The sequence below is a fragment of the Andreprevotia lacus DSM 23236 genome (genome assembly GCF_900176275.1).
GTDB lineage: Bacteria > Pseudomonadota > Gammaproteobacteria > Burkholderiales > Chitinibacteraceae > Andreprevotia > Andreprevotia lacus.
This window is the reverse complement of sequence record NZ_FWXD01000035.1, coordinates 1-24,754: the sequence shown is the minus strand read 5'-3', so window position 1 is coordinate 24,754 and position 24,754 is coordinate 1. Positions and strand designations below refer to the sequence as shown.

At 63.4% G+C, this 24,754-nt stretch carries 28 protein-coding genes; 16 read left to right on the top strand and 12 right to left on the bottom strand.

What is annotated here, in order from left to right:
- Window positions 1-79 precede the first annotated feature (79 nt).
- Window positions 80-313 (top strand): hypothetical protein, encoded by a 234-nt coding sequence (locus B9A19_RS19270; RefSeq protein ID WP_139798998.1) that lies wholly within the window; start codon window positions 80-82, stop codon window positions 311-313.
- Between the two features lie 127 nt (window positions 314-440).
- Here the strand turns inward: B9A19_RS19270 and katG are convergent, their stop codons facing one another.
- Window positions 441-2,642, bottom strand: coding sequence for a catalase/peroxidase HPI (gene katG / locus B9A19_RS19265; RefSeq protein ID WP_084092786.1), 2,202 nt, complete (start codon window positions 2,640-2,642; stop codon window positions 441-443).
- 256 nt (window positions 2,643-2,898) lie between these two features.
- Between katG and B9A19_RS19260 the strand changes: the two genes are divergently transcribed.
- Both B9A19_RS19260 and B9A19_RS19255 read left to right on the top strand, forming a co-directional pair.
- Window positions 2,899-3,558 (top strand): dihydrofolate reductase family protein, encoded by a 660-nt coding sequence (locus tag B9A19_RS19260; protein ID WP_084092785.1) that lies wholly within the window; start codon window positions 2,899-2,901, stop codon window positions 3,556-3,558.
- Between the two features lie 235 nt (window positions 3,559-3,793).
- Window positions 3,794-4,264 (top strand): hypothetical protein, encoded by a 471-nt coding sequence (locus tag B9A19_RS19255; protein WP_139798997.1) that lies wholly within the window; start codon window positions 3,794-3,796, stop codon window positions 4,262-4,264.
- A 258-nt stretch (window positions 4,265-4,522) separates the two neighbouring features.
- Here the strand turns inward: B9A19_RS19255 and B9A19_RS19250 are convergent, their stop codons facing one another.
- Both B9A19_RS19250 and B9A19_RS19245 read right to left on the bottom strand, forming a co-directional pair.
- A complete protein-coding gene (locus B9A19_RS19250) occupies window positions 4,523-4,915 on the bottom strand; it encodes a pentapeptide repeat-containing protein (RefSeq protein WP_084092783.1) in 393 nt (130 codons plus the stop codon).
- Between the two features lie 116 nt (window positions 4,916-5,031).
- Window positions 5,032-5,970, bottom strand: coding sequence for a LysR family transcriptional regulator (locus tag B9A19_RS19245; RefSeq protein ID WP_084092782.1), 939 nt, complete (start codon window positions 5,968-5,970; stop codon window positions 5,032-5,034).
- A gap of 118 nt (window positions 5,971-6,088) precedes the next feature.
- Between B9A19_RS19245 and argC the strand changes: the two genes are divergently transcribed.
- Complete coding sequence (gene argC / locus B9A19_RS19240; protein WP_084092781.1) at window positions 6,089-7,027, top strand: N-acetyl-gamma-glutamyl-phosphate reductase; 939 nt, start codon at window positions 6,089-6,091, stop codon at window positions 7,025-7,027.
- Between the two features lie 90 nt (window positions 7,028-7,117).
- Here the strand turns inward: argC and B9A19_RS19235 are convergent, their stop codons facing one another.
- From B9A19_RS19235 to bla, 4 genes are all read right to left on the bottom strand, one after another.
- Entirely contained in the window at window positions 7,118-7,639 is a 522-nt protein-coding gene (locus tag B9A19_RS19235; protein ID WP_139798996.1) for a hypothetical protein, read from the bottom strand.
- A 90-nt stretch (window positions 7,640-7,729) separates the two neighbouring features.
- Entirely contained in the window at window positions 7,730-8,404 is a 675-nt protein-coding gene (locus B9A19_RS19230; RefSeq protein ID WP_084092779.1) for a hypothetical protein, read from the bottom strand.
- A gap of 149 nt (window positions 8,405-8,553) precedes the next feature.
- On the bottom strand, window positions 8,554-9,207 hold the full coding sequence (locus B9A19_RS19225) for a peroxiredoxin (RefSeq protein ID WP_084092778.1): 654 nt from the start codon (window positions 9,205-9,207) through the stop codon (window positions 8,554-8,556).
- A gap of 287 nt (window positions 9,208-9,494) precedes the next feature.
- Window positions 9,495-10,397: a class A beta-lactamase gene (gene bla, locus B9A19_RS19220; RefSeq protein WP_084092777.1), complete on the bottom strand. Its 903-nt coding sequence runs from the start codon at window positions 10,395-10,397 to the stop codon at window positions 9,495-9,497.
- 100 nt (window positions 10,398-10,497) lie between these two features.
- Here bla and B9A19_RS19215 point away from each other — a divergent pair, with 100 nt between their 5' ends.
- Together B9A19_RS19215 and B9A19_RS19210 are read left to right on the top strand one after the other, a co-directional pair.
- Entirely contained in the window at window positions 10,498-11,370 is an 873-nt protein-coding gene (locus B9A19_RS19215; RefSeq protein ID WP_217807118.1) for a LysR family transcriptional regulator, read from the top strand.
- Between the two features lie 143 nt (window positions 11,371-11,513).
- Window positions 11,514-11,999: a hypothetical protein gene (locus B9A19_RS19210; RefSeq protein WP_139798995.1), complete on the top strand. Its 486-nt coding sequence runs from the start codon at window positions 11,514-11,516 to the stop codon at window positions 11,997-11,999.
- Window positions 12,000-12,023: 24 nt separating this feature from the next.
- Here the strand turns inward: B9A19_RS19210 and B9A19_RS19205 are convergent, their stop codons facing one another.
- On the bottom strand, window positions 12,024-12,401 hold the full coding sequence (locus tag B9A19_RS19205; RefSeq protein ID WP_084092775.1) for a winged helix-turn-helix transcriptional regulator: 378 nt from the start codon (window positions 12,399-12,401) through the stop codon (window positions 12,024-12,026).
- A gap of 142 nt (window positions 12,402-12,543) precedes the next feature.
- Between B9A19_RS19205 and B9A19_RS19200 the strand changes: the two genes are divergently transcribed.
- The 5 genes from B9A19_RS19200 (at window position 12,544) to B9A19_RS19175 (ending at window position 17,129) form a co-directional block, all read left to right on the top strand.
- Window positions 12,544-12,861, top strand: a complete 318-nt coding sequence (locus tag B9A19_RS19200) for a DMT family transporter (RefSeq protein ID WP_084092810.1) — start codon at window positions 12,544-12,546, stop codon at window positions 12,859-12,861.
- A gap of 159 nt (window positions 12,862-13,020) precedes the next feature.
- Window positions 13,021-14,136: a lipocalin-like domain-containing protein gene (locus tag B9A19_RS19195; RefSeq protein WP_176217022.1), complete on the top strand. Its 1,116-nt coding sequence runs from the start codon at window positions 13,021-13,023 to the stop codon at window positions 14,134-14,136.
- A 78-nt stretch (window positions 14,137-14,214) separates the two neighbouring features.
- Entirely contained in the window at window positions 14,215-15,021 is an 807-nt protein-coding gene (locus tag B9A19_RS19190; protein WP_084092773.1) for a tetratricopeptide repeat protein, read from the top strand.
- 202 nt (window positions 15,022-15,223) lie between these two features.
- Window positions 15,224-15,592 (top strand): 50S ribosome-binding protein YggL, encoded by a 369-nt coding sequence (locus B9A19_RS19185; RefSeq protein WP_084092772.1) that lies wholly within the window; start codon window positions 15,224-15,226, stop codon window positions 15,590-15,592.
- A 736-nt stretch (window positions 15,593-16,328) separates the two neighbouring features.
- Window positions 16,329-17,129, top strand: a complete 801-nt coding sequence (locus B9A19_RS19175; RefSeq protein WP_084092770.1) for a substrate-binding periplasmic protein — start codon at window positions 16,329-16,331, stop codon at window positions 17,127-17,129.
- 290 nt (window positions 17,130-17,419) lie between these two features.
- Here the strand turns inward: B9A19_RS19175 and B9A19_RS19170 are convergent, their stop codons facing one another.
- Window positions 17,420-17,794: a hypothetical protein gene (locus B9A19_RS19170; RefSeq protein ID WP_084092769.1), complete on the bottom strand. Its 375-nt coding sequence runs from the start codon at window positions 17,792-17,794 to the stop codon at window positions 17,420-17,422.
- A gap of 158 nt (window positions 17,795-17,952) precedes the next feature.
- Here B9A19_RS19170 and B9A19_RS19165 point away from each other — a divergent pair, with 158 nt between their 5' ends.
- From B9A19_RS19165 to B9A19_RS19155, 3 genes are all read left to right on the top strand, one after another.
- On the top strand, window positions 17,953-19,665 hold the full coding sequence (locus tag B9A19_RS19165; RefSeq protein WP_084092768.1) for a hypothetical protein: 1,713 nt from the start codon (window positions 17,953-17,955) through the stop codon (window positions 19,663-19,665).
- A gap of 139 nt (window positions 19,666-19,804) precedes the next feature.
- Window positions 19,805-20,221, top strand: coding sequence for a hypothetical protein (locus B9A19_RS19160; RefSeq protein WP_084092767.1), 417 nt, complete (start codon window positions 19,805-19,807; stop codon window positions 20,219-20,221).
- 167 nt (window positions 20,222-20,388) lie between these two features.
- A complete protein-coding gene (locus tag B9A19_RS19155; protein ID WP_084092766.1) occupies window positions 20,389-21,147 on the top strand; it encodes a substrate-binding periplasmic protein in 759 nt (252 codons plus the stop codon).
- Here B9A19_RS19155 and B9A19_RS19150 read toward each other — a convergent pair.
- Complete coding sequence (locus B9A19_RS19150) at window positions 21,137-21,427, bottom strand: hypothetical protein (RefSeq protein WP_084092765.1); 291 nt, start codon at window positions 21,425-21,427, stop codon at window positions 21,137-21,139. The two genes, B9A19_RS19155 and B9A19_RS19150, sit on opposite strands and share 11 nt — an antisense overlap.
- A complete protein-coding gene (locus B9A19_RS19145; protein WP_084092764.1) occupies window positions 21,424-21,933 on the bottom strand; it encodes a hypothetical protein in 510 nt (169 codons plus the stop codon). Before B9A19_RS19145 ends, B9A19_RS19150 begins: the two co-directional genes overlap by 4 nt.
- 77 nt (window positions 21,934-22,010) lie before the next feature.
- Here B9A19_RS19145 and ybiA point away from each other — a divergent pair, with 77 nt between their 5' ends.
- Complete coding sequence (gene ybiA / locus B9A19_RS19140) at window positions 22,011-22,898, top strand: riboflavin biosynthesis intermediates N-glycosidase (protein ID WP_084092763.1); 888 nt, start codon at window positions 22,011-22,013, stop codon at window positions 22,896-22,898.
- 12 nt (window positions 22,899-22,910) lie between these two features.
- On the opposite strand, the gene B9A19_RS19135 is transcribed toward ybiA, so the two are convergent.
- Complete coding sequence (locus tag B9A19_RS19135) at window positions 22,911-23,816, bottom strand: hypothetical protein (RefSeq protein ID WP_176217021.1); 906 nt, start codon at window positions 23,814-23,816, stop codon at window positions 22,911-22,913.
- Between the two features lie 173 nt (window positions 23,817-23,989).
- On the opposite strand from B9A19_RS19135, the gene B9A19_RS19130 reads away from it, so the two are divergent.
- Window positions 23,990-24,685 carry a ribonuclease T2 family protein gene (locus B9A19_RS19130; RefSeq protein WP_139798994.1) on the top strand — a complete coding sequence of 232 codons (696 nt, stop codon included), beginning with the start codon at window positions 23,990-23,992 and terminating at the stop codon, window positions 24,683-24,685.
- The last annotated feature ends 69 nt before the right edge of the window (window positions 24,686-24,754 follow it).

The following is a 24,754-nucleotide window of genomic DNA, read 5'->3' as shown; positions in this document are numbered from 1 at the left end:
ACCTTAGCACCAAAGAGCAATGACATTTGCGTTAGCAGACATTCCAAGACCAATGCTATTTCTTGCCAGCTATGCGGGCATGCTGATCCTGATCGCCTTTTCAAACCGGCGCGACTTCAGACGATTCCCGGAGAAAGGTATTCGTTACCACGCACTCCCTCTCCATTACAAGGCATTGTGCTGGCTTTTTGTGGCACCGCTGTTTGCCGGAAGCCTGATTTATCCCTGGCTATCAATCCCCGCGTTTATTGCGTACCTCTTCTTGGAAGCAGCTTGCACGCGCTGGTACCGGAAAGCGGGGCTATGGGGCTAGCTGGATAAGATCCAAGACGTAGCTACTTATTTATTAAAAAAACAGGCCCACAAATAACGTCGCCATAGCTGCACACAAAAAAGCGGGCCATCCGGCCCGCTTTTTTACGAACTCACATCAACAACCCTCACCCCAAATCAAACCGATCCAGCTCCATCACCTTGGCCCAGGCTGCCACAAAGTCCTGCACAAAGCGGCCTGCACCATCGCTGCTGGCGTAAACCTCGGCAATGGCGCGCAGTTGCGCGTTGGAGCCGAATACCAGATCGACCGTGGTGGCGGTCCACTTCAGCGCGCCGCCGTGGCGGCTGTGGCCTTCCAGCAGGCCGGGGGTGGCGGTGCGTTGCCAGGTGGTGTCCATGTCCAGCAAGTTGACGAAGAAATCATTGCTGAGCGTGCCGGGGCGCTTGGTCAGCACGCCGTGGCTGCTGCCGCCGGTGTTGATGTTGATGGCGCGCAGGCCGCCGATCAGCGCGGTGAGCTCGGGGGCGCTGAGTTTGAGCAGCTGCGCCTTGTCGATCAGCGCGGCGGGGGCGAGGTCTTCCACGCCGCTGCAGGCGTAGTTGCGGAAGCCGTCGGCCTGTGGCTCCAGCACCGCGAACGATTCAACATCGGTCTGCGCCTGCGTGGCATCGCTGCGGCCACCGTGGAAAGGCACGCTGACGTCATGCCCGCCCGCCTTGGCGGCGGCCTCCACCCCGGCATTGCCGGCCAGCACGATCAGGTCGGCCAGTGATACCTGCTTGCCGCCCGCGTTGAATTCCTGCTGGATGGCGCCGAGCTTGGCCAGCACCTTGGCCAGCTCGGCCGGCTGATTTACCGCCCAGTCTTTTTGCGGCGCCAGACGGATGCGGGCGCCGTTGGCGCCGCCGCGCTTGTCGCTGCCGCGGAAGGTGGCGGCCGATGCCCAGGCGGTGGCGACCAGCTGCGCGGCGGTCAGGCCGGATGCCAGCACCTTGGCCTTGAGTGCGGCCACATCGGCGGCGGCCAGTGGTGCGGGGGCTGGCGGCAACGGGTCTTGCCAGATCAGCGCTTCCTTGGGCACCAGCGGGCCGAGGTAGCGCGCCACCGGGCCCATGTCGCGGTGGGTGAGCTTGTACCAGGCGCGGGCAAAGGCATCGGCCAGCTCGGCCGGGTTGTCCTTGAAGCGGCGGGCGATCTTTTCATACGCCGGGTCTGCGCGCATGGCGAGGTCGGCGGTGGTCATCATCGGGGCGTGGCGCTTGGCGGGGTCGTGCGCGTCTGGCACGGTGCCGGCGGCGGCACCGCCCTTGGGCGTCCATTGCTTGGCGCCAGCCGGGCTCTTGGTCAGTTCCCATTCGTAGCCGAACAGGGTTTCGAGATAGCTGTTGTCCCACTGGGTGGGGGTGGCGGTCCAGGCGCCTTCGATGCCGCTGGTGGTGGTGTGCACGCCCTTGCCGCTGCCCAGCGCGTTCTTCCAGCCCAGGCCTTGCTCGGCGATGTCGGCGGCTTCCGGTTCGGGGCCGACCAGGGTGGGGTCGCCCGCGCCGTGCGCCTTGCCGAAGGTGTGGCCACCGGCCACCAGCGCCACGGTTTCTTCGTCGTTCATGGCCATGCGGCCGAAGGTTTCGCGGATATCACGCGCCGAGGCGAGTGGATCAGGGTTGCCGTCCGGGCCTTCCGGGTTCACATAGATCAGGCCCATTTGCACCGCGCCCAGCGGGTTGGCCAGGTTGCGGTCGCCGCTGTAGCGGCTGTGCGGTTTGTCGCTGGTGGCCAGCCATTCGGCCTCCGGCCCCCAGTAGGTATCGGTTTCCGGCTCCCAGATGTCCACGCGGCCACCGCCAAAACCAAAGGTCTTGAAGCCCATGGATTCAAGCGCGACGTTGCCGGTGAGGATGAGCAAGTCGGCCCACGACAGCTTGTTGCCGTATTTCTGCTTGATGGGCCACAGCAGGCGGCGGGCCTTGTCGAGGTTGCCGTTGTCCGGCCAGCTGTTGAGCGGCGCAAAGCGCTGCGCGCCCGAGCCTGCCCCGCCGCGCCCGTCGGCAATGCGATAGGTGCCGGCGGCGTGCCAGGCCATGCGGATGAACAGCGGGCCATAGTGGCCATAGTCGGCCGGCCACCAGTCTTGCGAATCGGTCATCAAGGCATGCAGGTCTTTGACGACTGCATCCAGATCGAGTGTTTTGAACGCGGCGGCGTAGTCGAACTCGCCGCCCAGCGGGTTCGCCTGCGGCGTGTGCTGGTGCAGGATGGCCAGATTGAGCTGGCTGGGCCACCAGTCCCGGTTGCCCTTGGCACCGGCTGTCGCATTGACGGGCTTGTAGTCACCGCCCGAGAACGGACACTTGGCTTCATTGGACATGGCAATCTCCTGAGGATGTCCACAGTGGATAGGCTGTACCAGCGTAGGAGAGGCAAAACGATCAATCAAGTCAATTTTTACAAACAATTTGATAGTTTTTATCAATCAAAATGGGCGAATTCCGTACAAAGCAGCAATCATCCATTCAAGCCCGCGAAAGGCCCGCGCTCTTGCCCGGCGCTGCAGGCTGCGGCATGCTGCAACAGCATCCAGGCGCCCGACGCCTTCGGGCACATTACGGCAAGGACAGCCAGCCATGACACGAGTACGCGTTGAAGGCTTTACCCTCTCGCTGGACGGCTACGCCGCCGGCCCGGATCAGGACCTGCAGCACCCGCTGGGCAAGGGTGGCACCGATCTGCACCCGTGGCTGATCGGCACCCGCACCTTTCAGCGCATGCTGTTTCGCGCCGATGGCGGCAGCACCGGCATTGATGACGACTTCGCCCAGCGCGGCTTTGACAACGTCGGGGCGTGGATACTGGGGCGCAACATGTTCGGCCCGGTACGCGGCCCGTGGCCTGATCTGAGCTGGCAAGGCTGGTGGGGCGACACCCCGCCCTATCACGTGCCCACCTTCATCCTCACCCACCACGCACGCCCGTCCCTCGAGATGGCCGGCGGCACCACCTTCCACTTCGTTACCGGCGGCATCCACGAGGCGCTGGAGCGTGCCCGCGAGGCGGCGGGCGACAAGGACGTGCGCATCGGCGGCGGCGCCAGCACCATCCAGCAATACCTGCGCGCCGGCCTGATCGACGAACTGCACCTCGCCTTCTCGCCCGTGCTGCTGGGCAGCGGCGAGCGGCTGTTCGACGGTGTGGACATGCGCGCCCTGGGCTATGAATGCGTGGAGCGCGTGGCGTCGGAAAAGGCGACGCATGTGGTGTTGCGGCGGGTGGGGGCTACTGCTTGAAGGGCGTTGCGTAGGGCGTCAATGAGCGCAGCGAATTGCGCCGCATGCTTGTGTCTGCCACCTACCAATACGGCGCAATACGCTACGCTATTGCCGCCCTACTCGCTGCCCGGCCTGCAGCAGCAGATGGGCCCGCCGCCTTGCGACAAGCAATGTTCAGGCACTGCCATTTTCCAATGACTCAAGCCGGCATGGCAAAGCCGGGGCAACTCAACCCGTTCATACCACCGGATCAATGAAAAAACCTCACTCGGGCTTTACTTGCTCACTGGCCACCCGGCTCTTTGCAACAGCTACCGTGTTTCTGGCAACGGTCGCCCACGCCAGCGCGCTCGAATCGGCATTTACGACCTTCAGCCAGTGCGACGGCAGTTTCTTTTCCCCCGACATTGTCGCTGTGCTCAACCAGGGCAATGCTTTGCCGACTGGTCAGGGTGGCAAACATGCATGGCTGAACGTCAGCAACGGTTACCCCTTGGGCGATGCATCACGACCTTTCCCGCATCCACTCGACGTAGCCGGGGTAAAACTGCTGAGCTACACCACCGGCAACACCGATCTGGGCCGGTCCGGGGTTTACTACTACTGGGGGTTCATCGCCAAAGGCAATATGGACGAAGTGAGCCAGAAGCTGCGCCCGTTGGTCTTTGACAACCCGCGCTTCCGGGCCGGCTATGAAGAATTCGCACGGCCGTCACGCTCCTGAGCGCGGCAACATGCCAGCCCGCCTCGTCCTGCTCAAATGCCCATAGCTCCGCATAGTGCCCCTGGCCGCCATGTGCAATAGCGTGGACATGCGTGCGCTGGGCTACGAATGCGTGCAGAACGTGGCATCGGGGAAGGCGACACATTTGATGATGCAGCGGGTGAGGCTGGGCTGTTGTAGGGATACGGTGCAGGGTGCCAATGAGCGCAGCGAATTGCGCGGCATACTTGTGCTACTTCATACCATCGGGCCTACACATCACCACTCCCATGACGGCAGCTCGTCGCCCTCGGCGAGCTCACAGCCATAGAAGGTCGCGCCATTAACCTTGACCCCGCTTAGCGCCGCCCCCGAGGTTTTGATCGACTCAATGGCAGCAAGCTCGAAATTGGCGCCGGTAAGGTCGGCATTTGAAAAGTCGGCACACTTGACGTTGCATTCCCGAAAGCTCGTGTTCCGCAGGCTTGCTCCCGAGAAATTTGCATCAGAAAACCACGCGTGCTGTTCAAAATCTGCGTCATCCAGCACGATCCCCGACAGATCAAGCCCGCTCAAATCGGTATGCGGAAAGCGCCGCTCCCCGGCGGCATAGCGCCTTTCAAGTTCAGCCCTGCTCTCTGGTGGCAAATAGTTTTTCTCGCACTCAATCACAGGCGATCCCCCTCGTTATCCACTCGATCGAAACAGCCCGAAACGCCGCTCAGATTCTGCCCTGAATATACCGTTGCCAGGATCACTGGGCTCGTTGTTGGTCCAAAAAAGTCGATTCATGAGCAATCCAGCGTTGTAGCAGGCAATTCAGGGGCGGACTTTGTGCCCGATTGATCCGGCCCCAGCCCCCACAGCACATCCAGCACATGCCGGGTGGTGCGTTCGATATCGCCGTCGCGGTGGGCGATGCCCAGCTGGCGCCATAGCGGCGGGCTTAGCGGCAGCATGGCGATGCGCGGGTCGGCCGGGGGCGTTGTCGCCTCGTGCGGCAGCAGGGCCGCGCCGTAGCCGGCAGCGACCAGGCTTTTGATCGCGTCGTTGTAATCCAGCTGGATGCGCGGTGCGGGGTAGTGCCCTGCCGCAGCAAACCAGTCTGCGGTCAGTTGCATCAGCCGTGTGCCCGCACCGTTGAGGATGAGCGGCTGTGCGGCCAGCCAGTCTGGGGTGGCGCTGGGTGGGCGCGGCCAGCCGGCGGGCAGGAAGGCCATGACCGGATCGCGCCGCCACGACTGAATGGCCAGGCCGGCCACGGGGGTTTGCGGCAGCGCCACCAGGCCGATGTCCAGCGTACCGTTGTGCAGTTGCGCCAGCGTGTCGTGCGAGGTGAGCACGGCCACCTGCACGTCGATGTCGGGGTGCTGCCGGCCGAGGATTTCCAGCGCTTGCGGCAGCAGGTGCGCGAGCGCGCCGGTGGAGGCGCCCAGCCGCACCCGCCCGCTCAGCCCCTGCACTTGCCGCTGCACGTCGTCCAGCAACTGATCGGCATCGGCCAGCAGGCGGCGCGCGCGCGCCACCAGCGTGTCGCCAATCGCAGTGGGCCGCACCTGCCCGCGCTTGCGCAGCAGCAAGGGGGCACCGATGCGGTCTTCCAGCTCGGCAATGTGCAGGCTGACCGTGGGCGGCGCCAGATGCAGCGTGCGTGCCGCTGCGGCAAACGAGCCCAGCTCGGCAATCACCACCAGCGTACGCAGGCGGTCCAGGTTCAGTTCACGCATGCCGGTCCATCATTCAGAAAAGACAAACTTCAGTATCATGAAATGCAAATTTTCTTGATGCAAGCGCAAGCGCATCATGGTGGCCAGTGTTTTTTCCAAATTCGACAGGACGGCAGCCATGACCACTCCCCTCATCTTCATCGACGGCGACCAGGGCACCACCGGGCTGCAGATCCACGCGCGCCTGCATCAGCGCAGCGATCTGCAACTGCTGACCCTGCCGGATGCCGAGCGCAAAGACCCGCAGCGCCGGGCCGCCGCAATCAATGCCTGCGATATCGCCATCCTCTGCCTGCCGGATGACGCCGCGCGCGAAGCAGTGGCCGCCATCCGCAACCCGGCCGTGCGGGTGATCGACGCCAGCTCGGCCCACCGCACGCAGGCCGGCTGGGTGTATGGTTTTGCCGAAATGGCCGCCGGGCAGGCACAACGCATTGCGCAGGCCAGGCGCGTATCCAACCCCGGCTGCTACCCCACCGGAGCCATCGGCCTGCTGCGGCCCCTGCTGCAAGCGGGGCTGCTGCCGGGCGATCTGCCGCTGGCCATCCATGCTGTCTCCGGCTACTCCGGCGCCGGCCGCGCCGGCATCGATGCCCACGAAGGGCCGGCTGCCGCACAGGCGCTGCCGTTTCAGGTGTACGGATTGGGACTGGCGCACAAGCACATCCCGGAAATCCAGCAGCATGCCGGGCTGGCCGCCCGGCCGATGTTCGTGCCGGCCTATGGTGCATTTCGGCAGGGCATCGTGCTGACCATCCCCATCGACCTTGGCCGGGTGGCACCCGGCGTGGGCGGCGACGCGCTGCGCGATGCACTCACGGCCCACTATGCCGACAGCCGCTACGTGATGGTGCTGGACAAAGCGACCACCCAAACGCTGACCCGGCTCGACCCGCAAGCCCTCAATGGCAGCAACGACCTGCAGCTGGGCGTGCTGGCCAACGACGAACACGGCCAGGCGCTGCTGTTTGCGGTGTTCGACAATCTGGGCAAGGGTGCAGCGGGCGCTGCGGTGCAGAATCTGGATTTGCTGCTGGGGGTGGCTGGCGGGATTTGACTGAAACCGAGCAGCAAACAACAAAGGGGCAGCGATGCCCCTTTGCTGCGGTGCCTATACCCCGCAGCTGCTGCTGGCTTGGACCTGCATTCAACCGCCGAATTTGCCGGCACCCTTGAAGTTGGAAAACCAGTTGTTTGACGGTGCTGGCGCCTTGGGTGCGGGTGCGGGTGCGGGTGCGCGTGGCGTCGGGGCACTGCGCTGCGTGCTTTGACGGTGACGCATGATGACAAGGGTCGTTCGATACAAATCAAGTATCGAGTCACCGCCATCGCGGCCGTTTTCCAGTTGCTTCCTTAATTTATTGAACGGGAAAACGGCATCGCCTTCATTGAAAAAGATCCCCAGATTGTCATCCCACCAATACCAGTCACCGCCGATCTGGTGGCGGATACACTCACCCAGGAACGAACCGATCACCGAGATCGTGCCATCCCACTTGGCCGTATCACCTTCCAGATGACGCCGCTCGATGTAGCCATCCAGCCATTCCACACTTTCAAGGTCAAAGCGGAGTTGCACATCCAACTCCTCACGAATGAGCTCTTTCAGCAGCTCGACATTGGCCAATATCTGCTCGATGCGCTCCGCCGTTACCGGGGTACGATCCATTTTCTGTTCCGTCATTGCTGTACCTCTCGTGCAAGTGTGTGACACGCGGCCCTGATCAGGCCGGCCGTGGCCGGGGTGGTCGTCAGGGCTTTACCACCAGTTGGGGCGCAGGCTGTCGAGTGCGCTTTTCGGTACGCGTGCGCCATCCATACGCAATACGCACTCAACATCGCTGCTCTTGGGCAAACTGGGGTGTGGGCTGAGCATCAGCACCAGATACGGTTTACCGTCGGCGACCTGGTCACGCGCAACCACGTTCCAGCTTGCGCCTTGCTGCTGGCGGAATACGGTACAGATGCCGTCTTCGCACTTCCACGGCAACTTGGCGCCGGATTTGCCCAGCGCAGCCAGCACTTGCTTGGGTTTGCCTTCCACCATTAGCCGCCAACCGAAAGATTCTTCGGTATCGTCGCCGCCTTTTTTCAGGCTGTTGAAATAGTGCTCTGCGTAGTATTGCACCCTGATGCCATCGGCAAACTGTGCCGGCGTTTTGAAATCGATGTAGCGGGTATCTTCCTGCGCCCAGGGCGCAAGGGCACGTTCTTCGGCAGTCAGGCCCTCAATGGCGCCCAGCTTGAAGTTGCCCAGACCGTTCTTGCTGACCAGCTCGGCGTTCTTGACCAATTCGGGGTTGCTGCCCAGCAGGCGATAGAAGTTGCTGTCACAGCGGACAAACTCGGCCAGTGGGGATTGCGCGGCGAATGCCGGGGCATTGGATGCCAGGCCCAGCGCGGCCAGCAGGAGGGCGGAGTGAAGCAAACGCATGTTGAATCCTATCAATCAACAAAAAACAGGAGTCAACTATAAGTAAGCAATTTTGATGCAGTCAAAATTATGTCGGATGCATGTGGCAAATTCATCTGCCCACCCATCGGGCCGGCCGGCGCCAAGGGCTGCCGGCCGAAAACAGCTGATTACTTCGGCGCAGCAGCAGTACGCAGGTACGGCAGCTTGATGTCCAGCTCACCGTACTTCTCGCGGGCTTGTTCGTCGTTCAGCGCCAGCGCCACGATCACGTCCTGGCCGGTGGTCCAGTTGGCCGGGGTGGCCAGCGGCACGCTGTAGGTCAGTTGCAGGGCATCCAGCGCGCGCAGCACTTCGGCAAAGTTGCGGCCGACCGACATCGGGTAGGTCATCGACAGCTTGAGCTTCTTGTCCGGGCCGATGATGAACACCGAGCGCACGGTGGCGGTGTCGGCCGGGGTGCGGCCATCCGGCAGGTAAGCTTCGGCCGGCAGCATGTCGAATGCCTTGGACACGGCCAGACCTTCGTCGGCAATGATGGGGAAGCCAGCAGCGCAGCCGGCTACTTTCTCGATGTCGCCCTTCCACTTCTGGTGCGATTCGGCACCGTCCACCGACACGCCGATCACCTTGGCGCCACGCTTGGCCCATTCCGCAGACAGTTGCGCTACCGCGCCGAATTCGGTGGTGCAGACCGGGGTGAAGTCCTTGGGGTGGGAGAACAGGATGGCCCAGCTGTCGCCAATCCAGTCGTGGAAGGTGATGCTGCCCTGATCGGTTTCGGCGGTGAAGTTGGGGACGAGGTCGTTGATGCGCAGTGCCATGGTCGTTTGCTCCAGTGGGGTATTGCGTAGATGGGTGCAGGATCTGCGGCGCTGCTGCCGGGGGCGGGCAACGCCGGTGATACTTGGTGCATGATCCGGCCGGTGCCGGCTGGCTGCGGGCGCGTGGCTGCCGTCATGCGGACGGGCTGCCGGCAAGCGCCGGGCTGATGCCGGTCTTGCGGCCCGTGGGCCGGTCGCGGCCATGCAGCCCGCATAGTATAGGTGTTTGGCAACGGCGGTTGGTGTTGATTGCAGCGCCGTGGCTGCCCCGCCCTATCGAACTGCGGTCAGGCCCCCTGCAACACCGCGCGCGTGGCCTGCGCCAGCACCGCGTCGCGCCAGTCTGCCTTGGGCTGGTCTTGGGTGTAATAGATGGCCAGCACGATGGGGGCGCTGCTGGCCGGCCACAGCACGGCGATGTCGTTGGTGGTGCCATAGGCGCCGCTGCCGGTTTTGTCGCCCACGGCCCAGCCGGCCGGCACGCCGGCACGGATGCGCTTGTCGCCAGTGGTGTTGCCGCGCAGCCAGTCCTGCAGCTGCTGGCGCTGCGCGGCCGGCAAGGCATTGCCGAGGGTGAGCGCATGCAGGCTGCGCGCCATGGCAGCCGGGGTGGTGGTGTCGCGCACATCGCCCGGCACGGCGGTATTGAGCGTGGGTTCGGTGCGATCCAGCCGGAAGCTGCGGTCGCCGATGCTGCGCGCAAATGCAGTCAACGCGGCCGGGCCACCCAGTTGCGCCAGCAGCAGGTTGGCGGCGGCGTTGTCGCTGTATTGCAAGGTGGCGGCACACAGCTCGGCCACCGTCATGCCGTCGTCCAGGTGTTGCCCGGTCTGCGGGGAGTGGCTGATCAGCTGGGCGCGCCGGTAGTGTATGCGCTTGGTCAGCAAGGCCGGCTGCTGCGCGCTGCGCGCCAGGATCGCGCCGGCCAGCATCAGCTTGAAGGTGCTGCAGAAGGGAAAACGCTGGTCGGCACGATGATTGACGATGGCGCCGCTGCCGGTATCCCACGCATACACACCCAGCCGGCCGCCGGCTTGTTGCTCCAGCGCCGCCAGCGCGGCAGCAGCCTTGGCCGGCGTGGCCAGTTGCGGCTGACTGGTGGCCGCCAGCGCGCGGCTGGCCAGCACGGTGGCCAGTGGCACGGCGGCAGCAGTCAGCAACAGGGTACGACGGGTCAGGGCGAAGGTCATGGCGGCGTCCGGTGCGCGTGAGGGATGCGGCCACTATCGGCGCTTTGCAGCATCCATACAAACAGGAATAATTGCCGCATCGCCATAGATTTTCTTATGCATGATGCGCGCCCAGCTCCCACTGAACGCGCTGCGCGCCTTCGAGGCCGCCGCGCGCCACCTCAGCTTCACCCTTGCCGCCGACGAGCTGTGCGTCACACAAGCCGCCGTCAGCCAGCAGGTGCGCCAGCTCGAAGCCCGCTTGGGCTGCACGCTGTTCAAGCGCCTGCCACGCGCACTGGCGCTGACCGACGAAGGGCTGGCGCTGCTGCCGGTGCTGGCCGATGCCTTTGGCCGCATCGAACAAGTGCTGCAGCAGTTCGACGCCGGCCACTTCCATGCCGTGCTCAGCGTCGGCGTGGTCGGCACCTTTGCCATAGGCTGGCTTATGCCACGGCTGACGCAATTCCAGGCCGCCCACCCCTATGTATCGCTGCGCCTGCTCACCCACAACAATCTGGTCGACCCGGCCGCCGAAGGGCTGGACTACGCCATCCGCTACGGCGACGGCAACTGGCCTGCCACCCACAACACGCTGCTGCTGGATGCGCCGCTGGCGCCGCTGTGCGCGCCGGCCATTGCCGCGCGGCTGCAGCACCCGGCTGACCTGGCCGGCGAAACGCTGCTGCGCTCCTACCGCAGCGACGACTGGCCGCAATGGCTGGCGCTGGCCGGCCAGCCCACCCGCGCACTGCACGGCCCGGTGTTCGATTCATCCCGGCTGATGGTGGAAGCCGCGCTGCAAGGCGCCGGCGTGGCACTGGCCCCGCCCGCCATGTTCGCCCGCGAACTGGCCGACGGCAGCCTGCAGCAGCCCTTCAGCCCGGTGCTGCCCGCCGGCGGTTACTGGCTGTGCGCCCCCCGCACCCGCCCCGCCACCCCGGCGATGCAGGCATTTGCGGGGTGGGTGATTGGGGCAGCGAGAGAAACCTGAAGGTAATCACCGCAGGCTTTCGCAAAGCACCGGCAACGCCCCTTGCCAAACCAACTGGCTAAAGCTTTACTTCACTCGTCACCCTGACCTGCCTGCATATGCCCACCCTGCCGCACTGCAACCTGACCAGAACCGAAGCAGTCGTGCTTGCACTCAACACGCTGGCACTGGTGATGGCACTCGCCTGTAACGGGCTATTGCAGAATGAGCAATTGGGCTTTGCATTGGTCACGCTGCATCTGGGCATGCCCTTGTTGTGGCTGATCTGGCTGGGCTGCCTGTTTCAGCGCGGCCGTGGCAACAATGGCTTTTTGCTGGTGCTACTGTGGGGCATGACTGCCGTCACGCCCATATTGCTGTACTGCGCCTGTGGGCCACAGATCGATCATTCGCAGGGGGGCGAAGGCCTCATGTTGCTGGATTACCTGCCCATGCTTCCTGGCTTGTTGCTGGTCGGACTGGTGGCACAGTGGCTGCCCATGGCCCAGTTCGACAGCAACAGCGCACTGGGTGCTGCGCTCAATCTGACGTTCTATCAAACACTGGGCGCCATCGTGCAGGGGATCTGGTTTTACGTTCTGGCTGGCGGCAAGCGCCGGGGGCTGCGGCCAGCCGCCACCACGTGGTGAAAGCCGCACATCCATCTGCAGCGCTTATCCGGCCTTCCCATCAAACCGCCGCTGCGCCCCCTGCAGCGCGGCCGCGTGCGCTTCGGCCCAGCGGTCGAGCGCGGCCAGCGTGGCGCTGAGGGATAGCCCCAGCGAGCTGAGGTGGTATTCAACGTGCGGCGGCACGGTGTGGTGGTCGGTACGGATCACCAGGCCGTTGCGCTCCAGATCGCGCAGCGTTTGCGTGAGCATCTTCTGCGAAATACCACCGATCTGCCGCAGCAACGCGTTATTGCGCTGCGGCCCTTGGGCCAGCAGCGGCACGATCAGCAGGGTCCACTTGCTGGCGATCAGCTCCAGCACCGCGCGGGACGGGCAACTGGCGCTGTAGACATCGAAAGCCGTGCTGGCAGGCTGGGACATGGTCATTCCTTGGTCTACATGGTCAGGCCAGCCGGATCGTGAGCGGGCCATTTTTCACAGGCACCAAAAGGTGCGTACTTGTTTAACAGTGAGTATGGCGCCACGCTAGGGTCAGGTTCAACACTTCAACAGGAGCTTGATCATGGCATGGGTATTGTTGCTGGCGGCCGGGGTGGTCGAAATCATCATGGCCATGGCGCTGAAGGCGGCGCAGGGCTGGACGCGCCCGCTGCCGGGGGCGATCGGCGTGGCGGCGGCCTTGCTCAGCATTTATCTGCTGACGCGGGCGCTGCAGGTGCTGCCCGCCGGCACGGCGTATGCGGTGTGGACCGGCATCGGCGCGCTGGGGGTGACGGTGCTGGGCATCGTGCTACACGGCGACAGTGCATCGCTGCCGCGGCTGGGCTGCATTGCGCTGATTGCGGCCGGCATTGCCGGCTTGCGGGTGCTGGAGGGGTGAAGGCACTTGGCATCCGGCGTGCGGATGGCCTATAGACAATCTGCTTTCTGTTGGCTTGCTTCAACAAACAAGCAACAGTGCTGCAAGCAGTCATCATGCCGCCATTTTGGCGGCCTATTTTTGTCAGCCCGCACCTTCAACCGAACCAGGAAAGTTGCCATGACCACCTCGCCCCAGACCGAAGCACCGCTGCAAATCACTGCCATCTCCCTGCCGCTGGATCAATACGGCCATGCCGGTGCCCCTACCGAATGGTGGTGGCACATCGGCACGCTGCATGCCGTTGATGGCCGCGAGTTCGGCTTCGAGATCAATGCCACCGGCTACAGCACGCCCAATGGTGCGCCGACGGTGGGCTTCACCCAGCTGGCCATCACCGATGTGGCCAACCAGACCCGCTATCAGGCGGTCACCGTGGTTGACCCGCTGCCGGCCGACTGGGCGCAGTACGATGCCGGCAAGCCGTGGTATGTATCGCTCAGCGGGCCGGATGGCGCGGGGGCGATCACCATGATGCAGCTGGGCGGCAATCCGCTGGACATGGCGGTAGCGGTGGCATTCAGCAATGCGGCCGACGGCACGCAATGCCAGATCAATCTGCAGTTGCGTCAGCAAGGTGCGCCGCTGCTGGTGTGGGGCACGGGTGTGGAAGAAGTGGACCCGACCGGCACCACACCGGTGACCAAGAACAATTTCTATTACTCGCTCACCCGGCTGGCCGCAACCGGCGCCATCGTGCTGGGCGACGAGGTGATCGCGGTCAGCGGCCTGACCTGGATGGATCACGAGTACGGCGCCTTCCCGGCCGGCACGCCGGGCCGCCCCGATACCTGGCTGCTGCAGGATGTGCAGCTGGACAACGGCATCCACCTGTCCAACTTCACCGAATTCGGCCAGGTGCCGCAGGATGGCGAGCCGATGAAATCGCACGCCACCGTGCTGCTGCCGGGCGGCAAGAGCGTGTTCATCCCCACCACCACCACGCCGCACGGCCCGGTGTACACCAGCGCCAAGGGCGTGGACTACTTCCTCAAAATCCATGTGGAGCTGGATACCACTCGCGTGGTGGGTTACGACGTGCCCTCCTCGCTCACCGTCACCAGCCTGTGTCCGGATCAGCTGTTTCTGGACGGCCCGTCGGCCGACGTGTATGAAGGCGTCTGTCACTGCGAGGCCCATTTCGACAGCAACCTGATCAACGCCGGCATCAGCCAGCGGGTGCAGGGCACCGCGTGGGTGGAGCAGAACCTGGGCAACGGCACCGCCGGCCGTTAAGCCAGCACACGCATGGCCGCCGGACGGCTCCGGCGGCTTTTTTATTGAATGTTCAATTGCACTCCAAAGGGATAAGGCATGTGTTCGATCGATACCTGGTGGTGGCTGACCTTTGCCGCCATTTTGCTGTCCGGCTTTTTCGGCGGCCTGGCGCGCTATCACTGGGAGCGGCTGGAGGGCAATAGCAACGGTAGCTGGTATCGCTATTCGATTCTGGGCGTGGCGGCGGCGTTTCTGGTGCCGCTGTTTCTCAACACCATCTCCAGCACCTTGCTGGACGAGGTGCACAGCCACCCGCAGAAAATGTACGTGCTGATCGGCTTTTGCCTGGCAGCCGGCACCTTTGCCAAGCAGTTCCTCGGCTCGGTGGCGCGCAAGGCACTGGAATTCAGCAAGGAAGCCCGCGCCATGGCCGAGCGCGCGCAGGATTCGGCCCGGCTGGCCGAGCGCGATGCCAAGCGCGCCGACAACCGCGCCATCGCCATGTATGACGTACTCAAGCACATCGATGCCGACCAGATCGACGATGCGCTGCGCGAGCTGGGCGAAATCCTCGATACCGACAGCGAAAACGCCGAAGCCTGGGTGTGGAACGCCTATTGCCTGAAGCGCAAGGGCCGCTACGACGAAGCCATCGCCAATGTGCAGACCGCCCTGCGGCTGGAAGGGCGCGAGGTAGTGAGCTGGCTGTACAACATGGCCTGCTACCAGTCGCTGGCCGGGCAGACCGCCGGCGAGGTCGCGCAGACGCTGGCCCGCGCCACTGCGGCCTGCAACACACGCCGCCAGTTGCACCACCTGCAGGTGGACTTGCAAAATGACGGCGATTTTGATAGCGTGAGGCGAAGCAAGGAATTCTCGGCCGTGTTGGCCACGTTTGCCTAAGGACTCTCGCCATGTCGGATCGCAAGCCCATTCATTGATTGCCCGCTGCGGCATGCGCCACGCTGGCCGTGCGCTGCCTGCCCTTGCGGTCGCTACAACCCCGGTTCTGCCGGGGTTTGTCGTTTTTACCGCCCGCACACGGCCTGGCGTCAGCGTGCTGGCGTGCTAGGCTGGATAGCCTACCTTGCCTCCGGAGCCGCCCGTGGCCAGATCATCCGACTCGCGCAGCCGCCTGCGCCGCCTCAACCGCCGCCAGCGCAAGAAAGCCCATCTGGGCGAATTCGTGGAAATGGTGTTCGACCTGCGCGTGCAATTCCAGCCCACGCTGGATGAAGCCGGTTATGACCTGCTCTGGTCGGCACTGGTCGATCAGATCGAAGCACACCGGCTGCATTTTTGCGGCATTTGGGGTGGCGCCGACGACAACCGCCTGCAAGGCATGATCGGTGGCGTGCACCACAGCCCCAGCAACGACGACCGTAACGCCATCGAGCAATGGCTGCAGGCCCGCCCGGAAGTGATCAGCGCCAGCGCCGGCCCGCTGGTGGATGGCTGGTACGGCTGGGGTTGAGCCGATAGCGGATTGCATTGCAATCCGTACAGCCACGCAACGGTACTGCGACCGCTTCCGCACACCGCCCCCCCCCCAGCCACGCGAATCAGTGCCCCCTCTTGCCAACGATCAACATTGCGTTTGCTTTGCCTGCACACCCCTCACCGGATTCGCCCGCGACCTAGGGCCTGTTAACACTTATTTCGCGCTTGCGCTGGGCCGCAAAGAGGTCAGCTACAAGGCACGCAACGCAGGCAATAACCGGTTATTGCCAAGGCGCGTAACGCCGTAGATGGCCTCTTTGCGGCCCAGCCCTGCGGGTTCGGGGTATTTCGGGCGGTTCGCTGCGTTGCAAACCGCTTGCGGTACCCGTACCGCGGCGCGTTCTGCGCCTTGCGCTCCATCCCGAACTACCCCGAACGCAAGCGTGAAATAAGTGTTAACAGGCCCTAAACGTTATGCGGATCATCCTCGCCGTTTCACGTGGCAAGTTGCACCTTGCACTGCGGGTGCCTTGGCTCGGCCTGCATGATTTCGCGCAGATCAAGCAAACCCATCGCATCTTCCCGGGCTTTGGCAACAATGCACCCACGCTGGTCGCGCTCAAACCACCCGGCAATCCCCTCAGTGCTGCCCTGAAAACCGCCGTCGGTCCGCTCCTGACAGACATTCCTTACTATTTTCATGCCAGCCACGTGTGTCAGGCCGTGATTCGATTATGCTTACAACATAAGCTTACTAATGGAGGGTGGCCATGTTCCGCCCGAAATGCCCGATTACACCCAGGCCCGGACTGTATGCAGCGGCCCTTGCCGCGCTGCTGGCCGGCGCCACGGTACAGGCGGCCAGGGTGTCGATCATTTCCTCGCCGGGCATCATCGACGAAGAGGGGCGCGGTTTTTTTCCCGAGCTGGCCCAGATACTGTATGGCGACGAGATCGACGTTCACGCCAGCATGTTTCCGCCCAGCCGTGCCATCTGGGTGTTTGAGGGCCGCAAGGCCGATGTGCTGTTTGCCATGCCGGTCTGCCGCATGGAGGGGGCGAGCTATCTGCGCTTCGGCCTGCATGATTACGAACTGTTCGTCGGCAGGGTGGGCCAGCCGCTGCCCAAGCCGGGCGACAATCTGGCCGGCAAGACGATAGCCGTGGTGGGCGGCCTGGCCCACCCCTTGCGCAAGCGCCAGCCCGACTGGAAATGGTATGAAACGCGCGATTACCAGCAGGCGCTACGCATGCTGGCCGCCGGCCGGGTCGATTATGTGTACGGTTTTGCCTTTTTGATGGATCAGGTCATGACCGACCTGAAATTGAACAGCCAGCTGCGCTATGACCTTGGCCGCCCCTTCGATCAGGTGATCCCCGCGCTGGCGGTGCACAACGATGCCGCCGGACTAGCCGAAGCCAAACGGCTGGAAGTCCGCTTTCGCGCCATGGTGAGCGACGGCAGCTATCTCAGGCTGATGCGCAGCTACGGCTATCCGATGTGGTACTACCAGGACGGACTGAACGGCCGCATCGGCGTCACACTGGCGAGTGACTGCCCGGCGGAATGAGCATCACGGTTACGCCACGTGCCTAGGGCCTGTTAACACTTATTTCGCGCTTGCGCTGGGCCGCAAAGAGGTCAGCTAAAAGGCACGCAACGCAGGCAATAACCGGTTATTGCCAAGGCGCGTAACGCCGTAGATGACCTCTTTGCGGCCCAGCCCTGCGGGTTCGGGGTATTTCGGGCGGTTCGCTGCGTTGCAAACCGCTTGCGGTACCCGTACCGCGGCGCGTTTTGCGCCTTGCGCTCCATCCCGAACTACCCCGAACGCAAGCGTGAAATAAGTGTTAACAGGCCCTAGTGCGCGGTATCGCGCTGCCAGCACACAAAACGGGCGCGACCCGAGCTGCCCATGGCATCGATCACCGCATCGTTGCGAAAGCCCGGCAGGGCTTGCAGCCGCCGCAGCAAGCGGCCGATGACCTCAGCGCTGCCCGGCACCACGCAGCGCTCGCGCTCGCCACTGAGCACCCAGAATACGTCGTCGGCCAACGGACCATCGTCGGTGGTCACGATGCTGACCTCGGCCAGCTCGTTCCAGTGCACGGTATGCACCTCGCCGTTGCGCATCACCTGCGTCAGCCCGTCATCGTCGAGCTGTATGGCCGGTGCCTCACGCGGCGATGCCGAATGCTGCAGCAGGCGCTGCAACCAGCGTGCGAATATCGTCATGGCTTGCCCTCCTCGTCCTGCCCCGCAAACCAGCGCCTTGCCAGGGACGCGGCCGGAACAACGCTTGATGGCCACCTGAAATTGTCAGCGTCAACACCACGTTTACGCCGTTTAATTTTCAGATTACTTGAGGTATAACCTGATTTTTCTTACTTTCAATGAAAAAGATGAAATTCGCCTTCCTCGCCGCATGTGCTTTCCCGCTCGCCACTGCCGTCATGGCTGGCGATACGATGCCCCTACCGACAGCAATCGCACGCGAGGTCATTACCGACAATGCGCAGACACTGAGCTCGCCCAGCCTGTCGTTCCGTTTTACGCACGATGTCGATGGTCGCACTGCGGCGTCCACTTTCCAGATGCAATACACGCTGGATAGCGGCGCACTATGGAATGATGTGGGCGATGCATCGCAGATCAAGCTGGCCGACGGCGTGAGCGGCACACCGCTGACCCAAGGCAGCGGCCCCGGCCAGTTTCAAGTGGTCGCGCTGGCGCTGAGCGCAGACCGCAAGACCTTGTTCACCACCCTCACCGTCAACGGCGTGCTGGTACAGCAACCCATCATCACGCTGGCGGGCGGCACCGGTAACGCGCCGACTTTGCGCAACCTCAAGCAGGTGGTTGGCGACGTGGGCAGTTGCGATACCAGCGTGAAAACGCTGGCTGTCGGCATCAAGCACTATCTGGCGCTGAGCAATCCGCAGGCCCTGGCCACCGACAGCAATGCCACACCGGGTGAACATCTGGTCATTGGTGCGCGCATCTATCAAACACTGCTGATGTTCCCGACCAACCTGCTTGTGGCAATAACGTCATCCACAGGCAATGCTTCTTTGTCGGCCAACAACAATTTCAGCGCGTTCCTTGGCAACCCCGGTAGTTTTGATGCCAATACCGGACAGTCATGGTCATATGTCTCCCCCACGTTGGCCAATCTGGGCTTTATCAGCCTGAAGCAAAACTCGATGGGCTACGATCTGGACCTCGCCCATCAGTATCTACTTAATAACAACGGCAGCAGCGGCCTGAGTGCAACCGCAACCGCCAGCAGCAATGCCGGCGCTATCGAAACGCAGCGCTTTGACGTGGTGCTGAACGCCAGCCCGGCTCCGGCTAATGGCAGCAAACTGTTCCTGTCCAGCAATGACAATTGCAGCAACCCGATCAGCGGGAGCAATGTAACCCTGGGCAGCAGTACCACCATGCCGATTACCCTGTCGGTTGGCACTTCACAATTGGTCAATGCCCTGTCCCAGCGACTTTATGTCTGCTATGACGTCAGTGGCAGCAACAATATTCCCAGCAGCCGCTTTACAGTGGCCTCGGCCACCCTCGTTAAAGCTGCCAACAATCCCGGCAATCCGCTGGCAGAGCAGAACAACAGTTGCAGCGGCAGCCTGTACTCGCTGGCCAATACCATCAAAATCGACGTGCGCAACTATGCCGCCAATGGTCGTACCGATGGCTGGCTGTCGGTGCTGCGCATCATCAACACCAGCGAAAACCAGACCGCCGATATCTATGGCCAATACATCCTGGCCAACGGCAACTATGGCCGCTGGGGCAAGCTGTTGACCCTGGCACCGCGCGCCACCGCCATGGTGTCGCCGCAGGATGTCGCCGACAAACTGAGAAACGCGCCGACCTATAACGGCCCGGCCGAGAACGCTGCACCGTCAGCGGATGGTGCTGCTGCCCGCCTGCGCATCACCTCGGACACCAGCGACAGCCTGCGCGTGCAGAACTACCTGTTCAACCCGATCTCGCAGAACTTCATCGAGGCTTCGGGTGCGCAAGGTGGCGACCTGAACGGCAACAGCCAGACGCTCAGCCAGGATGCGCAATCCGGCCTGAACGGCGGTCGTTGATCGCTGCCGGGGCCAGCCCCGGCTGTTGCATCCGCCCCCACCGGCCAGGTCGCTGGGGGCGTTGTCATCATCTTGTCACACCCGCCGCGCTAAAACGGTGGTGATCCCTCTTTTCAGCCTTCACTGCAGGAGCGTCAGCATGAGCAGCACCCTCTGGTTTTGCCTCGCAACCGACACCGAAGACGATGTGCCGGACGATCTGGTCGAGCTGTACGACCGCCTCGATGCGCTGGATGCGCGCTGCGAGCGTCTTGATGTACCGGTATTGAGCGAATTGATCGACTATTCCGACGCCGCCGCCAATCTGGACCAGGACGATCCGGATGACGATTACGACGACGATGCCGATCCGGACGACGATGGCGACGACTGGACCGACAGCGAGGCCGAATGGCGGCCGGCAGCCGACCTGCTGCCCACCCTGCGCGCACTGCTCGACGATCTGGGCGACGACCCGGCCTGCGAGGCCCTGGTGGCCGAGCTGCAGGACATCACCACCCGCGCCAGCGCGGCCGAGGCGGATGGCGTCGAAGTCAGGCTGGTCTACGTGATGTAGGTGCATGGCCGGCCCGGGCGCTGCCATCGCCGGCGGCCGGCCGTCATGCCGTTCGCATGACTTTGTAAGGAAGTATTGGGGCGTGGCCGTTACAGCGGTATGCTAGTGGACATACGGTTTTAACAGACTGGCGATAAACGCCGGCAACCTTGGTCCACGACACGCCCATGACCCGCATGATCGCCTCACGCTGGCAGCCGATATTGCATGCCCTGCTTGCGCTGCTGGCCTCAGGCCACGCCCGCGCAGCCGACTTGCGCGCCTATACCGAAGAATTCGCCCCGTTCAACTACACCGAACAAGGCCAGCCGCGTGGCCTCTCGGTGCACCTGCTCGACGAGATCGCCAAACGGGCCGGGCTGAGCATAGACACCCGCTTCATGCCCTGGCAGCGTGCCGTCAACAGCAATGCCGACGATACCAACAGCATCCTGTTCACCACCGTGCGCACCGTGCAGCGCGAAGCGCTCTACCGCTGGGTGGGCCCCATTGACGATTGCGACGTGGTTTTGATCAAGCTGGCGCGCAATCGCCGTATCCAGATCGACAAACCCGCCGATATGGCCCGTTACACCGTCGGCGTGCCTTCGGTCGGCGCCGATCAGGACATCCTGCACAATCTGGGCTACCCGATGCGCACCGTCACCGGCGTGCCGGCCAATGGCAGCATCGTGCGCATGCTGTATGCCGGGCGCTTCGAGCTGGTGTCCGGCGTGTTGCTCTCTTATGCCTGGCAAGCCCGCCAGCTCGGCCTGCCGGCCGAGCAACTGCAGGTGGCCTGGCCGATACAGCGCAACCGCGGCTGCTACTACGCCTTCAACCCGCAGGTGGACCCGGCGCTGTTCCAGCGCTTCGATGCCGCGTTCAAGGCACTGGCGCAGGAAGGCAAACTGAAGGCGCTGCGCGAGCAGATCATCAAGCCCTGAGTGCGCGCTGCCGGCGGCGGCGCCAGCGCGGGTAAAGCCGTGCGTAGCGCAGCAACAGCCACAACGTGGCCGCCAAGCCGATGGCCAAAGCGCCCCAGCTCACCACCGGCCATGGTTCCTGGCACAAGACGATCACCGCGGTGGCTACAGACATCACGCCTTGTACAGCACTGCGGCGCGACAGCCGCCTTGGCCGCACGACAAGGTACAGACAGAACAGCAAGCCCAGCACCGCAAACACGCGCAGCCCCCACAGCAAACCCTCTACCCAGGCAATCATGTTGCGGAACAATCGGGCAAATACAGCAATTGCTGCGCGTGATCACACAGGTACTGAGTAGCAAACTGTATCGGGGACAAGCGGCCACTCTGCTTGTGTCTGCTTGTCCGGATTGATGCATCCAGGGCTTCTGCATCAGACGGGTCACGCAGGTACGCTGCCATCTGCACCTGCAAGGACTCGGCCTCTGCTGGCAATCCTATCGCGCAAAAACATGCACAGAGTGCTTCAAACGCCACCTCGTCGATGTTGCCAAATGCACCCCAGCCATCAGCCTCACATTCCGCCTCCCAACTGAACAGGTGCGCAACAAGCTGGTAGCCCAAGGGTAAACTTGCAAAGTCCTCGTCAGAAAGCTCGGTCAGCTCAAACGCCAGTTCCATAAAAAGTGCCAGGATGGTCGGCCCATGATCAATCTCCCAGAAGGCATCGGGCAGCCCAGGGCGGTTGATGGCTTGTTTGCTGCGCGCAATCAGCGGCAGCACGATGGGCGGGATATCAGGCATGTTCTTGTCTCTGTGGCTGGCATGCCGGGGCGATCATGCGCCATACTGACAGCATAACGTAATTAAAGAGTCATCACATGAGCCCACCGCTGGCCGACCTGCACGCCCGCATTGCCGCAGGCGAGCAACCCGAGTTCCTGTTTTTCTGGGGCCATCGCCACAACAAGCGCGGCGGCGTGACGGCGGCCTGCCTCAGCCAGTGGTTTCCGGCCGGCTTCACGCTGGACGACGTGTATTACCACACGGCAGAGCATTACATGATGGCGGCCAAGGCGCGGCTGTTCGACGACGCGGCCATCCTGGCGCAAATCCTCGCCAATGCCGACCCGCGCTCGGTGAAGGCGCTGGGGCGCAAGATCAAGGGCTATGACGATGCGCGCTGGCAGGCACACCGCTATTGCGCGGTGGTGGCCGGCAATGTGGGCAAGTTCGGCCAGAACGCGGCGCTGCAGCAGTTCCTGCTTGCAACCGGCGACAAGGTGCTGGTGGAGGCCAGCCCGGTCGATGCCATCTGGGGCATCGGGCTGGATCAGGCCCACCCGGATGCGGCGCACCCGGCCCGCTGGCCGGGGCTTAACCTGCTGGGTTTTGCCTTGATGGACGTGCGCGGCGCCTTGCGGCGCCAGCTGGGCGAGCCGGCCCGCGTGCACCCGGCGCAACCGGCCGGCCAGGTGCATACCGACGAGCTGCATCTGGCGCTGCGCTTTGCATTGCCGCACGGCGGCGACTGGCAAACGCTGCCCGCGCTGCCGCTGACGCACGATGCGGCCACGCCATTGCACACCCTGGTGTTGCCAAACCATGAAACGCTGGAAATCAGCGCCTGGCTGGAAGACGAACACCTGCTGCATCTGCAAGTGCGCCAGCATGGCGTGGTGCTGGCGCAGCTGCAGACCGAGGGTGCACCGACACTGGCATTCCGTACCTTTGGCCATGCCGCCGTCGAGTGCCGGCTGCTGGGCTGACCCGGCCGCACCTCAGTTTGGCGGACCGGCTGTCGCTGGGCTAACGGCCGGGGTGCTGCTCTGGCTGGCCGGCGCTTTGTCAGCCGGCTTGCCACCGGTGCCGCGCAACTGCACGAAGCGCTGCAACAAATCAAACCAGAATGGCGCGCCAAACAGCACCGCGCTCGCGGTAATCAGCCAGCCCGGCAGGTGCTTGAGCAATACCGCCCAATCCAGCCCGCCGCCAACAGCCGCCCAGCCGATCGGCGCCGGGCTGATCTGGTTGACGTATTGCAGCGCGGCTGCCGCGCTGGCATCGACCGGCAGCGCCAGGTGCGTGTTCAGCGCCGGGGCGTGCCAGAGCGTGTTGAACATCAGGAAGGTATCCAGGTTGAACACCACCGCGATGAGCAGCGCGATCAGCAGGCAGATGAGCTGGCTGCGGCGCTTGTAGGCACCCGACAAGCGCGCCATGCCGGTATCAAACCAGCCAGCCACCGCTGTCTTGAATTGATCGACCGAGGCCGCACTGCGCTGGTATAGCCCCTGCATGAGCTTGCGGAGCTGCAGGTCGGGAATCTGGTCTATCGCCTGCTTGAGCTGCGCGGCATCCTGATCTGCGCCGGCCAGTTGCTCGACCAGCGCCTCGGCAAAATGGCGTGCCTCGATATACGACGGCGGCTGGCGCAAATCCTTCACGCTGCTGGCCGTGCCATTGCCCGTGGGGTGTACCAGTGCATTGTTGTAGATGGCCAGGGTCAGCGCCGGGTTGGTCTGCCCGGTCTCGTTGAGCAATTGCTGCACCCCCTGCAGCAGATTGCTGGCACGCAGCCGCAAGGCAGAGGCCACGGCCTCGTAGATCGAGCTGGTCAGCAGCGATAGCGCGGCATAGCACGCCACCAGGCCGATCAGGGTTTCCAACACACTGCTGTTGAACATGGGGTGGTCTCCGCATTGTCAGGATGAACCTGTACTACAGACTGCATGACAGGCTCTGACGGCATGATGACACCTGCCTGTGCCATACTGGCAAGCAGCACTGCTGCAGTTGTCACTTTTCTGCGGCACCATGGGCGCCTTTGCTCATTCCCCTTATCTTGCAGGAGTACCGCATGCGCCCCTCCATCGCCGTCCTGTTGCTGCTTGCCCTGTGCGCCAGCGTGCCGGCCCACGCCAAACGCCACCACCCGCGCAACGAGCCCGGCAATGCCGACGCCGCCAGCCAGGGCAACAATGTCGTCGGCCAGTTCGATTATCTGGCGCTGTCGCTGAGCTGGGCACCCAGCTATTGCGCCAGCCACCCGCAAGACCAGAACGAATGCGGCACCGGCAAGCGCTACGGTTTCGTGCTGCACGGCCTGTGGCCGCAGTACGAGAACGGCGGCTGGCCGCAGAACTGCAGCAGCGACAAGCTCAGCCCCGCCTCGGTGCAACAATACGGCGCACTCTACCCCTCGCCCAACCTGATGTCGCACGAGTGGGAAAAGCACGGCACGTGCTACGGGCAAAGCCAGGACGCCTATTTCAAGGCCAGCGGCCAGCTCAAGAACGGCGTGCAGATTCCGGCCACTTACCAGCAGCCGGCACAACCGGTGCGTACCACCTCGGCGGCTCTGGCTGCGGACTTCCTCAAGACCAACCCGTCGCTCAAGCCCGGCAGCGTACTGGCGGTGTGCAATCGCGGCTTCCTGACCGAAATCCACGTCTGCTACGGCAAAGACCTGCAAAGCCGCACCTGCGGCGCCAAGGAAACCGCCTATGCCAACAAGGGCTGCAGCGGCGACTTCCTGGTGCGCAACATACGCTAGTGCACGATTAGGGCCTGTTAACACTTATTTCACGCTTGCGTTCGGGGTAGTTCGGGATGGAGCGCAAGG